This is a genomic window from Streptomyces sp. NPDC002209 (genome assembly GCF_042890265.1).
Classification (GTDB): Bacteria; Actinomycetota; Actinomycetes; order Streptomycetales; family Streptomycetaceae; genus Streptomyces.
Map to the genome: position 1 here is coordinate 480,142 of NZ_JBIARX010000001.1, position 13,822 is coordinate 493,963.

Annotated in this window: 6 protein-coding genes; 2 read left to right on the forward strand and 4 right to left on the reverse strand. The window is 72.9% G+C overall.

Annotated elements, in window-relative coordinates:
- Nucleotides 1-5: 5 nt before the first annotated feature.
- Together ACFYXK_RS02215 and ACFYXK_RS02220 are read right to left on the reverse strand one after the other, a co-directional pair.
- Nucleotides 6-1,109: a hypothetical protein gene (locus ACFYXK_RS02215; protein ID WP_389409415.1), complete on the reverse strand. Its 1,104-nt coding sequence runs from the start codon at nucleotides 1,107-1,109 to the stop codon at nucleotides 6-8.
- 992 nt (nucleotides 1,110-2,101) lie between these two features.
- Nucleotides 2,102-5,119, reverse strand: coding sequence for a bifunctional [glutamine synthetase] adenylyltransferase/[glutamine synthetase]-adenylyl-L-tyrosine phosphorylase (locus ACFYXK_RS02220; protein WP_389409416.1), 3,018 nt, complete (start codon nucleotides 5,117-5,119; stop codon nucleotides 2,102-2,104).
- A gap of 205 nt (nucleotides 5,120-5,324) precedes the next feature.
- Between ACFYXK_RS02220 and ACFYXK_RS02225 the strand changes: the two genes are divergently transcribed.
- Together ACFYXK_RS02225 and ACFYXK_RS02230 are read left to right on the forward strand one after the other, a co-directional pair.
- Nucleotides 5,325-8,603 carry a PIG-L family deacetylase gene (locus ACFYXK_RS02225; RefSeq protein WP_389409417.1) on the forward strand — a complete coding sequence of 1,093 codons (3,279 nt, stop codon included), beginning with the start codon at nucleotides 5,325-5,327 and terminating at the stop codon, nucleotides 8,601-8,603.
- 233 nt (nucleotides 8,604-8,836) lie between these two features.
- A complete protein-coding gene (locus tag ACFYXK_RS02230) occupies nucleotides 8,837-10,927 on the forward strand; it encodes a PIG-L family deacetylase (RefSeq protein ID WP_389409418.1) in 2,091 nt (696 codons plus the stop codon).
- Nucleotides 10,928-10,973: 46 nt separating this feature from the next.
- On the opposite strand, the gene ACFYXK_RS02235 is transcribed toward ACFYXK_RS02230, so the two are convergent.
- A complete protein-coding gene (locus ACFYXK_RS02235; protein ID WP_389409419.1) occupies nucleotides 10,974-11,642 on the reverse strand; it encodes a histone deacetylase in 669 nt (222 codons plus the stop codon).
- 585 nt (nucleotides 11,643-12,227) lie between these two features.
- Nucleotides 12,228-13,250: a pentapeptide repeat-containing protein gene (locus tag ACFYXK_RS02240; protein WP_389409420.1), complete on the reverse strand. Its 1,023-nt coding sequence runs from the start codon at nucleotides 13,248-13,250 to the stop codon at nucleotides 12,228-12,230.
- Nucleotides 13,251-13,822 lie beyond the last annotated feature (572 nt).

A 13,822-nucleotide genomic window follows, 5' to 3' on the forward strand; every position in this document is an offset into this window, starting at 1 on the left:
ACGCCTCACTCCGGCCGGCGTTCCGGGCCCGCGAGGTCAGGGCTGGTGTAGCCCGGGCGGGTGCCCGGAGCGGGATTGGATCTGGACCTGGGGGAGGTGAAGTCCGGAGCGGTGTAGCCGAGGTTCGGTATGCGGTCGGGGGCGGGGGCGCGGGAAGGGGCGTCCGAGAGCGGAAAGCCCGGGTCGGCGAGCGCATCCCTCAGGAAGGGCATGATGCCCCGTTCCAGCAGGGCATTCCGCCAGGCTTCTCTGGCCCGGGCCACCTCCTCGCTCGGTTCGTGGCCGCGCGCGGCCTCCGGCGTGGGCCGGTCGGGGCTGCTGCGCAGAGCAGTAACCACCAGGCCGACCGCACAGACGGCGATAGCGCCCACGGTCACGGCTACGAACAGCCATCCAGCGGCGAACATGGTCCGGCCGGACCCCGACTCGGCGCCGAACATCTTGAGGACGAGGCCGATGAGGAAGAACAACGCGGCGGCGGTTGCCGAGAAGACGGGGGCGAGGACGGCGAAGACGCTGAGCAACCCGGCTCCGGCCGCCTCGGTCGTTTCCAGGGCCGGTGTTCCGCTGCTGGTCGGGCGCGTGCGGGCGGCCGACGGCGGCGGCGCGGGCGTACGCGGCGGCCGCGCCCCCGCCGCCGACGGTACCTCTGGGCGTACGTGCAGGCCCAGCAACGCTGCCAGCAGACGGCGGCCGTAGGACATCCCGGCCCACCGTGGCGCAGCGACTCCGCCGCTGATCCGGCGGCCGCCCGGTTGTCCGGCACCCAGGACGGCCGCGCCGAACCGCCGGCCCAGACCTGCCCGTACACGGTGGCCGGTGGCCGCCGGGAGGGTGCCGGAGCGGGCAAGGGCGGACGGGGCGGAGGCGGCCGCCGGCGACGACACCGAGTAACGGCGTTCGTCGCGGACCTTCACATAGTGGTCGTACTCGGCCGCTGCGGCCGCCGTGAGGAGTGCCCTCGCACCAAGCGCCATGGTGCGCAGTTGCTCCGCCGTGAGCCGTTCTCCCATGGTGGCCAGTTCCGGGCGCTCGGTGGCCGAGCGCAATGCCTCGTCGAGGAGCCGCTCGTACTCCGGGCGGTCCTCTGTCAGCAGGTGAGCGCTCACAGCCCCTCCTGCCCGATCGCCGGTCGCTGCTGCCATGGTGGCGCGCCTCGACCGTCGAAGCCAGATCCCGTTCCGTCGACGGGGTCCGCGGGCACGGGCATGTCCCCGGAGCGCGTGGGTTCCGGGAGCTGTGTCCGGCCCGCGGGCATCTCACCGGGTGTGGGATTCGGCGTGCGAGCTTCCGCGGACGCGGCAGCCGGCCTGGGGGAAGGCATCGGTCGCGAGCGGAACGGCCGACGTTCAGGGGGGAGGGGAGGCTGGGCCTGTGCGGCGGGGGACACGGAGGGCGGGCGGTCCGTTCGAGGCGGAACAGCCGACGGCGCTGCGGCAGCAGCGGGGCCGTGCGCACCGGGGCCGTCCGCACCGCCGACGCCCATGGCACCGGCAGTCGAAGGTGTCCCGGCCTCCGTGGCTGCCTCCGCCGCCCCAGCCGGCTGCTGGGGGCCCGTCAGCGCCTCGTTCACCGTCTGGATACGGCTGAGTTGGGTGAGCAGTATGGGCGCCGACATTCCGACCACGAGGGCGGCGTACTCACCGCTGATCTGTCCCGTGGTACCGAAGAGCACCGCGGCCCCGGCACCCATCACGCTGTGCAGGACAGCCGCGACGACGTCGACGGCGGGGTCGAAGTACGTTCGGAACTGCGGGGGTAACCCCTGTACCGTCCCTTCGGCGGCCAACTGCCGGTGGACGCGGCGATCGGCCTGCCAGGACACGAACCGGGTGTAGAAGTCCAAGAGACCACGCAGCAAGCCACCCGCCGCGCCCAGGAGAATCAACGTCGGGACGTCCACGCTCTCCCCTGGAAACGGCACTGCAGCCTGACTGAGAACCCTCCGGACACCGGACGAGCGTAGAGCCGTGTGCAAGCCGCAGCAATGGGACCGACCCGATCCGGCCAGCGCCTGCCCACCTGAAGATCACCAACAGCATCCGGAAATTGGGACACGGCTGTCACTGATCCCCGCCCCCGCCCCGGCACGGGACAGCGCTCAGGCCCCGTAGAACAGGTCGTCCACGACCGCCCGGGCGCGGCGCGTGATGCGGCGGTAGTCGTCGAGCATCTCGCCGACCGTGCCCTCCGCGTAGCCGAGGTAGCGGCCCACGGCCGCCAGTTCGCGGGCCTCCGACGGGAAGGTGTCCCCGGCCCGGCCGCGGACCAGCATCACCGCGTTGCGGACCCGGGTGGCGAGCACCCAGGCCTCGTCCAGGATCTGCGCCTCCTCGGCCGGGATCAGCCCGGCCGCGTGGGCGGCGGCCAGGGCCTCGCGGGTCCGGGTGGTGCGCAGGCCTGGCTGCGACCACGCGTGCTGCATCTGCATCAGCTGGACGGTCCACTCGACGTCGCTGAGGCCGCCGCGGCCCAGTTTGGTGTGGAGGGTGGGGTCGGCGCCGCGCGGGAGGCGCTCGGACTCCATGCGGGCCTTCAGACGGCGGATCTCGCGGACCGCGTCCTCGCCGAGGCCCTCCGTCGGGTAGCGCAGCGGGTCGATCAGCTCGATGAAGCGGGCGCCGAGCTCGGCGTCGCCGGCGACCGGTTCGGCGCGCAGCAGGGCCTGGCTCTCCCAGGTCAGCGACCAGCGGCGGTAGTACGCGGCGTACGAGGACAGGGTGCGTACGAGCGGCCCGGAGCGGCCCTCGGGGCGCAGGTCGGCGTCGATGAGCAGCGGCGGGTCGGCGGTGGGGAGTTGGAGCAGCCTGCGCATTTCGGCGATGACGGTCTGGGCGGCCTTCGCGGCTTCCTGTTCGTCGACGCCCTCGCGGGGTTCGTGGACGAACAGGACGTCGGCGTCGGATCCGTAGCCCAGCTCGTGGCCGCCGAAGCGGCCGACGCCGATGATCGCGAAGCGGGTCGGCAGCGTCTCGCCCCAGTGGTCGCGGACGGCGGCGCGCAGGGCTCCGGCGATGGTGGCGGCCGTGAGGTCGGAGACGGCGTCGCCGACCCGGTCGACGAGGGCGCCCGGGTCCTCTTCGGCCGGGCTGTCCTCCGTACCGTACGAGCGGATGATGTCGGCGGCGGCGGTGCGGAACAGCTCGCGGCGGCGGACCCCGCGGGCGGCGGCGACGCCGGCCTCGGGGCTGTCGGCCCGGCCGACGGCGGCGAGTACCTCCTGCTCCAGGGCCTCGTGCGTACGGGGTTGCAGTCCTTCGGGGTCGCCGAGCAGGGCGACGGCCTCGGGGGCGCGCATGAGCAGGTCGGGGGCGAGCCGGCCGGCGGACAGGACGCGGGCCAGGTTCTCGGCGGCGGCGCCCTCGTCGCGGAGCAGCCGCAGGTACCAGGGGGTCTTGCCGAGGGCGTCGGAGACCTTGCGGAAGTTCAGCAGGCCGGCGTCCGGGTCGGCGGAGTCGGCGAACCAGCCGAGCATGACGGGGAGCAGGGTGCGCTGGATGGCGGCCTTGCGGGTGACGCCGGAGGCGAGGGCTTCGAGGTGGCGCAGGGCCGAGGCCGGGTCGGCGTAGCCGAGGGCCTCGAGGCGCTGGCCGGCGGCGCGGGGTGAGAGCCGGGTCTCGCCGGGGGTGAGCTGGGCGACGGCGTCGAGCAGCGGCCGGTAGAAGAGCTTCTCGTGCAGGCGCCGGACCACGGAGGCGTGCCTGCGCCAGGCCTTGTTGAGCTCGGCGACGGGTTCGGTGCGCAGGCCGAGGGAGCGGCCGAGGCGGCGCAGGTCGGCCTCGTCCTCGGGGACGAGGTGGGTGCGGCGCAGCCGGTAGAGCTGGATGCGGTGTTCCATGGCGCGCAGGAAGCGGTACGCGTCGTTCAGCTGGGCGGCGTCGGTGCGGCCGACGTAGCCGCCGGCGGCGAGGGCGTGCAGGGCGTCGAGGGTGGTGCCGGAGTGCAGGCCGGCGTCGCTGCGGCCGTGGACCAGCTGGAGCAGCTGGACGGCGAACTCGACGTCGCGCAGGCCGCCGGGGCCGAGCTTGAGCTCGCGGTCGACCTGGGAGGCGGGGATGTTGTCGACGACGCGGCGGCGCATCTTCTGGACGTCGGCGACGAAGTTCTCGCGTTCGGCGGCCTGCCAGACGAGGGGCGTTATGGCGTCGATGTACTGGGCGCCGAGGTCCGGGTCGCCGGCCACGGCGCGGGCCTTGAGCAGGGCCTGGAACTCCCAGGTCTTGGCCCAGCGCTGGTAGTAGGCGAGGTGGGAGGAGAGGGTGCGGACGAGGGGGCCGTTGCGGCCCTCGGGGCGCAGGTTGGCGTCGACGGGCCAGATGGTGCCCTCGATGGTGGTCTCGGAGCAGATGCGCATGAGGTGGGAGGCGAGGCGGGTGGCGGCCTGGACGGCCTTGGCCTCGTCGGCACCGTCCCCTACGGCTCCGCCGCGGGGAGGCCCCACTGGCGCGTCGCCGACGAAGATGACGTCGACGTCGGAGACGTAGTTCAGTTCGTTGCCGCCGCACTTGCCCATGGCGATGACGGCGAGGCGGCAGGCGGCGGCGTCGTCGGGGGAGGCGGCGGACGCGATCCGCAGGGCGGCACGGAGGGTTGCGGTGGCGAGGTCGGCGAGCTCGGCGGCGGTCTGGGCGACGTCGATCGTGCCGCAGACGTCGCGGGCGGCGATGGAGAGCAGGCAGCGGCGGTAGGCCACGCGCAGGGCGATGGGGTCGTGGGCCTGGCTCAGCCCCTGCTCGAACTCGGCGAGTCCGGGATGCAGGTCGGCGGCCTCGTACGTGACGAGCGCGTGCCAGTCGCGGGGGTGGCGGGCGAGGTGGTCGGCGAGCGCCTCGGACGCGCCGAGCACGCCGAGGAGGCGGTCGCGGAGCGGTTTGGCGCTGACGAGGGTGTCGAGGAGTACGGGCCGTTCGTCGTCGCTCTGCGCCTCGGCGAGCCGGACGAGCCCGAGGAGGGCGAGGTCCGGATCGGCGGTGGCCCCGAGGGCGTCGAGGAGCACCGGGTCGGTGCGTACGGAGGCCAGCGCGTCGGAGTCGAGCAGCCGGCCCGCGGCCGAGGGATCGGTGAAACCGCTGCGCAGCAGCCGGATGAAGGTGCTGCTCCTGCGTCCCGGGACTGTCATCCCGCCGCCTCCCGCGTACGTCGCCGCCACTGCCCAAGCGTGCCTGGAAGGAGCCTAGCCGGAGCAGGCGTTCGACTCACCGGCGTGAGTGGACACGTATCATGGGGCGGATTATCGGATTATCTGAATATTTATTCGGAACGCCCTATTCCGCTTGCCTGCCCTTCGTTGGCCCGCTCGTGCCCGACCGCCCCCAAGGAACCACATGCCCGACGGACCCGCCGCCCCGGGCCCCTGGCTCCCCGACGACCCGGGAGCCTCACCGCACCCGGGACAGGCCGGCGGACCGTGGGCCCCGGCGGTGGGACCGGGCTGGGTCCCGGCGACGGGACAGGCCTGGAGCCCGGCGGCCGGACCGGGTTGGGACCCGGCGGCCGGACCGGCCCCGGCCCCGACCCCGTCGCAGCCCTGGTCTGGCGAAGTGCCGTGGCACCCGGCGACCGGAGCCGTCGGGAACCCGGCGGCGGCGCCGTATGCGCAGCCACCGGCGGGCGGCCCGACGTGGGACCCCTCCCCGGCCCCGGCGGGCGGACCGGGCGCAGGTTCGTATGCCGCCATGGCCGGTGGTCCGTCCGGCCCACCGTACGCAGGGCCTTGGGACCCCTCGCAGCCGCCGTCGGACGGGCCTTCGCAGGCGGCCGCCGGCACCGGCTGGGACCCGTCACGCCCGCAGCCGGGCGAGCCGACGTGGAACCCGGCGCAGCCGTACGCAGGCGGGCCGATCTCCAATCCGGCGCAGCCCTATGCCAGCGGGCCGATCTCCAATCCGGCGCAGCCCTATGCCAGCGGGCCGACCTGGGACCCGGCGCAGCCCTATGCCAGCGGGCCGACCTGGGACCCGGCGCGGTTCCCAGGCGGGCCAGGCTCGCACCCGGCTCAGCCGCACGCAGGCGGGCCAGGCTCGCACCCGGTTCAGCCGTACGCAGGCGGGCCGGCCTCGGACCCGGCGCGGTTCCCGCCCGGTGCAGCCGGATCTGACGTACCGTCCGCCCCGCCCGGCAGCGGGGCCGGCCTGCACCCCGGCCCGGCAGGCCCGGCGGGCCCGGCCGAGGCCTGGTCCGGACGGCCCGGCCCGGCGGGGCCGGAAGCCGCCCGGCAGGACCACCCGTCCGGAGCCACCGCGGACGGCGCGTACGCGCGGCCCGGCCCCGGCACGCCCTCCGCCGGTCAGGCTCAGACCGGGGACGGCCCGGCCCCGCACCCCGCGCCCGCCTCCGACGGCCGGGCCACCGGACGTGCTTCGCGCCGTTCCGGCGCCGACCGGCCGCCCGCTCCCGGCGGCCGCCGGACCGCCCGGCGCTCCCGTACCGCCGAGCCCGCGGACGCGGCCACCGGCCGGCAGGACGGCGCCGAACCGGGCGGCGGCCGCGCCTCGCGCCGTGCCGCCGGCGCCGGATCCTCGGCGAACCGCAGGCCGCGCAATGGGCGGCGGATCGTCAAGGGGGTGGGGCTCATCGCCGCCATCGCTGCCTGCGGCGTGTTCGTGCTGCGCGCCGGCGAAGCGCGCGGCGGCATCGCCGACGGGAAGGCCGCCCCCGCGGCCACCGCCGACGCGCCCGACCCCGGTCGGGTGCTGCAGATCGTCGCCCACCCCGACGACGACCTGTACTTCATGAACCCGGACCTGCGGTACTCCATAGCCGCCGGCCACCCCGTCACCACGGTCTACCTCACCGCCGGCGAGGCGGACGGCATCAACGCCACCGAAGGCAAGCAGGCCTCCACCCCGCCCAACAAGCCCGCCTACGCCGAGGCCCGCCAGAACGGCATCCGGGCCGCCTACGCCAAGATGGCCACCGGCGACCGCAGCAGTGCCTGGAAGCGCACCGTCGTCCCCACCAAGGGCGGCGGTCACGCCGAGGTCGACGTCCTCGCCGCCAAGCCCGAGGTCAACCTCGTCTGGCTGCAGCTGCGCGAGGCCGGCACGGTCTACGACAGCGCCCCCGACAGCCTCCACGGCCTGTGGGACGGCAAGATATCCGCGCTCGGCTCCCAGCTGGCCTCCGGCACCCCCGTCAAGCAGCGGTTCTCGTACTCGAAGGAGCAGGTCGTCCAGACCATCGCCGGCGTCCTGGCGCAGTACAAGCCGACCACCGTGCGCGCCCAGGACCCCACCCCCGGCCGGTTCCAGGACAAGCGGTACACCGACCACCAGGACCACTTCTACGGGGCCCGCTTCGTCCAGGCCGCCCTGGCCGCGTACGCGAAGGACGTCGACGCCAAGGACCGCCCGCACTTCGCGGTGCAGAACTACCTCGGCTACTCCAACGGCTCCCTCCCCAGCGCCCTTGACCCGGACGAGGCCAAGGCGAAGCTGGACATCCTGGACACCTACGCCTGGCTGGACCGGCAGAACCACTGCGGCAGCGACGCCGGCTGCGGCGACCTCAAGGTGGCCGACCACCCCGCCGGCAACGGCTGGACCTCGACCGTCAACTACGCCCGCGGCACCGGCACTTCCTGGCTCACCTCCGACAAGGAGCACGGCCTGTGGGCCTTCAAGGTGCTCGACGGCCAGGTCGCCGTCTGGCACCGGTCCGGCCCGATCGGCGCCTGGAACGGGCCGCGCCTGCTGCCCGGCACCGGAATGGACCCGGGCATCTCCACCGTCACCCTGCCGGACGGGCGGATCGCCGCCTTCGGCACCCGTACCTCCTTCGGCGCGCGACCGGCGGACTACCGGCGCGAGGTCGTGTACGCCGTCCAGAAGGCCCCCGGCACGGAGGAGTTCGGGGACTGGCAGTCGCTGGGCACGCCCGAGGCCGCCGACGAGAACTGGACCTCCGACATCAGCGCCCCCGCCGTCTCGGTCGACGGCACCGGTCAGTTGGCGGCGTACGTCCGCGACGGCGCGTCCACCCTGCGCGGGCGGGTGCAGCTCGCGAACGGCACCTGGGGCCCCTGGGCGCAGTTCGGCGGCGCGGACGTGCACGGAACGCCGGTCACCGCCACGGACGGCGCCGGACGGCGCATGGTGTTCGCGGCCACGACGAAGTCGGTGCTGGGCTGGGCGCAGCCGAAGCCGGGCGCGGCGCTGGGCCCGGCCACGCCCACGGGGCTGCCGGACACGACGCTCCCGCTCACCGTGGAGGGGCGCGAGGGCGGGGTGCGGCTGTGGTTCCGCAAGCCGGGCTCGGGCGACGTCCGTACCGCCCTGGTGACGGGCGACGGCGGGCTGAAGGTGGACCGCCTCACCGACCTCGGCGGGCTCCGGGGCTTCGGCTCGGTGGCGGCGAGCGGGCACGTACTGGCCGGCCGTTCGGCGGGCGGTCAGCTGGGCTCGGACCTCGGGTCGGGCCGGCCGTGGGAGCGGTCGCCGCTGATGTTCGTGGGGGCGCCGTCCTCCACGACGACCGGCAGGAACACGGTCAGCCTGGCGGTGGTGGGGCTCGACGCGCGGCTGTACGTGACCTCCTCGGCGGACGACGCGAACGCGCACCTGGCGCCGTGGCTGCCGGTGGGGCCGCGGAACACGGGCCGCTGAGGATCCTCCCCGACGGGCCAAGTGCGTCCACATCCCGGGCACATGCGCCGATCGGGAGCGCACACGCCACAATCGCATCCGGTCGTTTTCGGAAAGCAGGAGTCATCGGGCACATCGGTGAACCAAGTCCCCCGATTTGGCCTCTCACTGACTGAGCTGACTGAGCCGACCGAACTGACTGAACTGACCGAACTGCCGTTCTTCCCGCCCGGAACGACCCCAAGGCGTGACCGATGCCGATTGCCCGTCGCCGTTTCCTCCTCGCTGCCCTCCTTCCCGTACTCACCGTCGGTGCCACCGGCGTGCTCGCCGTCGCCACCGGCCAGCAGACGTCCGCGGAAGCCACCCAGGAGAAGAACCCGGCCGTCGCGCTCCCGGCGAGCACCACGGCGGGATCGGTCGTCCAGGTCGTCGCCCACCCCGACGACGACCTGTTCTTCATGAACCCGGACCTCAGCCGGTCGCTGACGGCCGGACTCCAGCTCACCACCGTCTACCTGACCTCCGGCGAGGCCGACGGCCGCAACGAGGCCAACGGGGCCGGCGCCAAGGACCCGGAGCAGCCCGCCGACCGCGCCCACTACGCCGAGGCCCGGCAGAACGGCATCCGCTCCGCGTACGCCCAGATGGCCACCGGGGACCGCACCAGCGCCTGGAAGCGCACGGTCATACCCACCGCGGGCGGCGGCCAGGCCGAGCTCGACGTGCTGATCGCCCGGCCGCAGGTCAACCTGGTCTGGCTGCAGCTGCGCGAGGCCCGCAACCCCACCGCGGAGAACCCGGACAGCCTGCGGGGCCTGTGGAACGGCAAGATACCCGCGCTCGGTGCCCAGCTGTCCTCCGGAAGCCCGGTCAAGCAGTCGTACACGTACACCAAGGACCAGGTGATACAGGCGATAGCCGGGCTGCTCGGGGTCTACAAGCCGACGACGATACGCATGCAGGACCCGACGCCGGGCCGCTACCACGACACCGGCAAGTACACCGACCACCAGGACCACATGTACGGCGCCCGCTTCGTGCAGGCCGCCACCACCGCGTACGCCGCCCAGGTCACCGACCGCCCGCGGTTCTCGGTGCAGAACTACCTCGGCTACCACAACGGCACCCTCCCGCACGCCCTGGACCCGCAGACGGCCGAGACGAAGATCGGCTTCCTCAAGACCTACGCCTGGCTCGACCACGAGAACTACTGCGGCAGCCCCTCCGGTTGCGGCGACCGCAAGGTCGCGAGCAGCCCCACCGGCCGCAACTGGGCCCAGTCGCTGCGCTACGCCCGCGCCGACACCACCTCCTGGCTGGTGGCGGGGGCCCCCGGCCGGCTCTACGCCTTCGCCGCGCTGGACGGCCAGATGGCCGTCTGGACCCGGCAGGAGGGCCCGGCCGGCTGGACCGGCCCGGTCCTGCTCCCCGGTACCGGCATCGACCCGGGCGCGAGCACCGCCCGCCTCCCCGACGGCCGGACAGCGGTCCTCGCCACCCGTACGGTCTTCGGCCCGGCGCCCGCGGACTACCGGCGCGAGATCGTGTACGCGGTCCAGTCCGCGCCGGACGGCCCGTTCGGGCCGTGGCAGTCGCTCGGCACCCCCGAGGGGGCCGACGAGGAGGGCACCTCCTCCATCAGCGCGCCCTCGGCGGCCGTGGCCCCGGACGGCCGGATGACCGTCTACGTCCGCGACTCGCGCCGCACGCTGCGCGCCCGCGAACAGCAGCCGGACGGCGCCTTCGGCCCCTGGCAGCGCCTGGGCGGCGAGGACCTGCAGAGCGACCCGGTGACCGCGGTCGACGCCGCCGGGCGGCGCCAGGTGTACGCGACCACCACCAAGTCGGTCCTGGCCTGGACCCAGCCCGCCCCGGGGGCCCCGCTCGAGGGACCGTTCCAGACGGGCCTGCCGGCCACCACGGTCCCGCTCTCGGCGGCCCCGGAGGGGGCGGGCATCCGGCTCTACTTCCGCCGCCCCGACTCGGGGGTCGTCCGTACGGCCCTGGTCACGGCAGCTCCCGGCAAGCCGCAGGTCTCCAGCGTCTCGGAGGCCGGCGGCCGGGCCGGCTACGGCGCGGTCGGCGTCGCGGGCCGCCTCCTGTCGGGCCGCGCGGACACGGGCACGGTCGGCACGACGGGCCTCGGCGGGCCGCCGGCGTGGACGGAGTCGAAGATGCTCTTCGCCGGCGCCCCGGCCGGCATCGTCGAACCGGCCGGCGCGACGACGACCGCGGTCCTGGGCCTGGACGCCGAACTCCACGTCACCACGACCCCGCCCGCCGTCCCGGACCCCGCCCACCCCTCCCGCACCGTCTGGCACCGGGCGGTCCCGCCGGCGTAACCCCGCCCGCAACCGCTCGAGGCCTCAGGTCAGCCGCTCGCGGAGGTCAGCAACCGCCGGACACCAGCAACTCCCGTACCTGCTCGGGCGTCCAGTGACCGGCGGCGCCCGGGCAGGCGGCCAGGTACTCGGCGATGTCCTGCTCCTCCCAGGGGCCGGACTCCAGCAGACCGCCGGCCAGGTAGCGCAGGTACACGGCAGAGGGCGGGAGCACGTCGACCTCGCCGAGCGTCCACGGCGCGGTGAACGTCAGGACGGGGATGTCCTCGATCGTGCCGGGGCAGATCAGCGTCTCGTACCGCCCCGGCCCGAGTTGATCGCGGCCGTGCCGCAGGGTTGTTGTGAGGTCGAGGTCCGCCCCGGGCGCGTTGCCCATCTCCTGAGCGGCGATGTCGGACACCTGGCCGACCGTCACCAGGTGCGCCCGCCCGCGCATCCGCCCCGGAGCCGTCGGGTCGTACAGCCCGCGGCCCCCGCCCCACACGACGGACTCCGTGGCGAAGTACAGACGGCCCTGCAGCTCGACCGCGAGCGACCGCTCCGGCGCCCGCCGGTCCCGGCAGCCCGGATAGGCACGCGCAGCGCCGGCCGGAGTACCCCCGGCGATGTACGCGGCCAGGCGGTCCATGTGCATGTTGGAGCCGTAGGAGGCGTACCAGACCCGCTCGGGCACGGGCAGCGCCCCGTCGAGCGGAGTCGCGGTGTGCACGGTCATACGGTGTCCTCGCACCTCGGGCCCTGCTTCTTGCTGCGCAGGAAGTCATGCCCCACCCGCCCCACCAGCCAAACCCCGCTCCACCCGCCCGCCAACCGGCACCGGAAAGGCCCTCATTGCCCGTCGCCGCCCACCCTGGCCGGCCCGGGTGAAATCAGCTCGTCCGGCGCCGAGGTTGTACGCGCCTCCGCTTCGCGAGTGCACCTGGGCGGCCCCCTGCTCCCGCCCCGCGGCGTGGAGCGTGGTCGTCACCAGCACCAGCGGCGACAGCCGGTGGGCCGCCTGCGCAGACCCGCCGGTCGCGTCATCAGGTCCTCGTTGACGCACCCGCTGTGTCACTCCGGTTCGCGACTGCCGCAGCGAGTGCAAGCAGGGCCTCGACCTGAGCGCTGGCTATGAGCTGATCGGCACTGAGCCGACCCTTTGCCCACTTCTCGCCGGCGTCCAGCAGTTCTTGCGCCTTGTGAGCGTGTGCGGCGTAGTCGGCCACGAGAGACCTCCGTGTCTGCGATGGGCCTCCACCATAGGGATCACCACAGTTCCGATGGCAGCGCTGAGGCACGACCGGGGACATGAGGGGACGCTTCAGTGAAGGCCACTGGGGAGCCCGATCGCCCCCTCGTAGGTCTTCGCACTGGCGAGCTGTTCCCTCGTCACGTGGGTACCGGTCAGGTCCGTTTTCGCCAGAATCGCACCCGTGAGATCCGCGTCCTTCAGAATCGCACCTGTCAGGATTGCACCCGTCAGATTTGCGTCCTTCAGGATCGCGCCGGTCAAATCCGCGCCGGGTTGCCCGTTTCTAACCGGCCCCAGGTCCGCTCCCGTCAGGTTGGCGCGAGTCAGGTTAGCGCCGATCTTGTCCCACTCCCCAAGAGGCCCGAGGTTAGCCAACCTCATGTCCACGCCGATCAGTTCGGAGTCAATCAAGATTGCGTCCCGCAAGTCCGCTCCTCCCAGACTTGAGTTGCTTTCCAGTTTTGCGCGAGTTAGATCTGCCGCTACCATCTTCGCGCCGACCAGGCTTACGTGACGGAGAGTGGCGTCAGTCAGATTCACCTCACTACACCATGCATTCTGCAGTTTCACGTCTTCCAGGAAGACGAACCGCAAGTCCGCATGCCCCAGCTTTGCGGAGTTGAAATCGAGGTACTTGGGTGCCGATGGATCGCCACCAAACACAGCTTCGAAGTTGCGGGATTGCAGTGTCAAACCGCGCAGGTCTGCGCGACGCCAATCGACCCGTGCTCGCCCATCCCGGCCGTGTGGACGCTCGGCCAGCACCTCTGTTACGGCCGCCACCTCCGCGGTGACGGTCGGAATGGAACCGTCCTGCGGCATGTTCGCCCACCGTTGGCCGCGAACAGGTGCGTGCTTTCGCACGTAGGCTGACAGTACTGCGATGATTCTGGGCTGGTCGGGTGGCGAGTCCTGCATGATGCGTTCCAACGCATAGATTCCGCCGACCTGAACGTCGGGCGAATGCTCCCCGAGATGCGCCACTGCCGCAATGAAACGGTTCGTGATCTGGTCCTGTTCGGAGAGCCGGAGTTCTGACCGGCTCTGCGCCACCGACATCCAAGTGAAGGCAAGCGCGACCAGCGCCGTCACTCCAGGCAAGCTTGCGACCAACGCCTGCCAAGACGTTCCGCTTCGACCTCCGTTCTGGCGCCGACCTCTATCACGGATTCGCCGCCGCCGTTTCGTTGCCCGTCGGCGCTCTATCCAATGTCTCAGCCGCGGCCGCTTGATGTTCATTACCCCACTACAAGCGAAACGCCTGCCTCTCGCATGCTTGAATGGTGAAGCACCTCCGCACTCCCGCTCGATCGAGGCGCGAGATGCCGTCCGCTCGCGGCGGCCACACCTCAGTAGAAAATCCGTGAAGTGCGGCCATCCGGTTGAATCGTCATTTCTTGGCCACACGTCGGCGGCCGTGAAGCCACGGAAACCGACTCAGGCAAGGAAGGGCGCAAAACTCCGCGCACAGCTCTGGCCGGAGCAACGCTTCTCGTCGCCTACGTGACCCCTTTTGCCGCGTGGGCCTCGGCGACAGCCGTCGACGCCTGGACGAGGCTGACGGCTGAGGCAGGCGCTCCCCGGCCTGGTAGTCGCCGTTCTGCGGCAGACGGCCCAGGGCCAGTGAGACGGCTCCGGGCCGGTGGTCAGTGACCACCGGCCCG

Coding starts and splice junctions, on each gene's coding strand:
- ACFYXK_RS02230 (WP_389409418.1), top strand. CDS start 8,837: ATGCCGATTGCCCGTCGCCGTTTCCTCCTCGCTGCCCTCCTTCCCGTA.
- ACFYXK_RS02220 (WP_389409416.1), bottom strand. CDS start 5,119: ATGACAGTCCCGGGACGCAGGAGCAGCACCTTCATCCGGCTGCTGCGC.
- ACFYXK_RS02225 (WP_389409417.1), top strand. CDS start 5,325: ATGCCCGACGGACCCGCCGCCCCGGGCCCCTGGCTCCCCGACGACCCG.
- ACFYXK_RS02235 (WP_389409419.1), bottom strand. CDS start 11,642: ATGACCGTGCACACCGCGACTCCGCTCGACGGGGCGCTGCCCGTGCCC.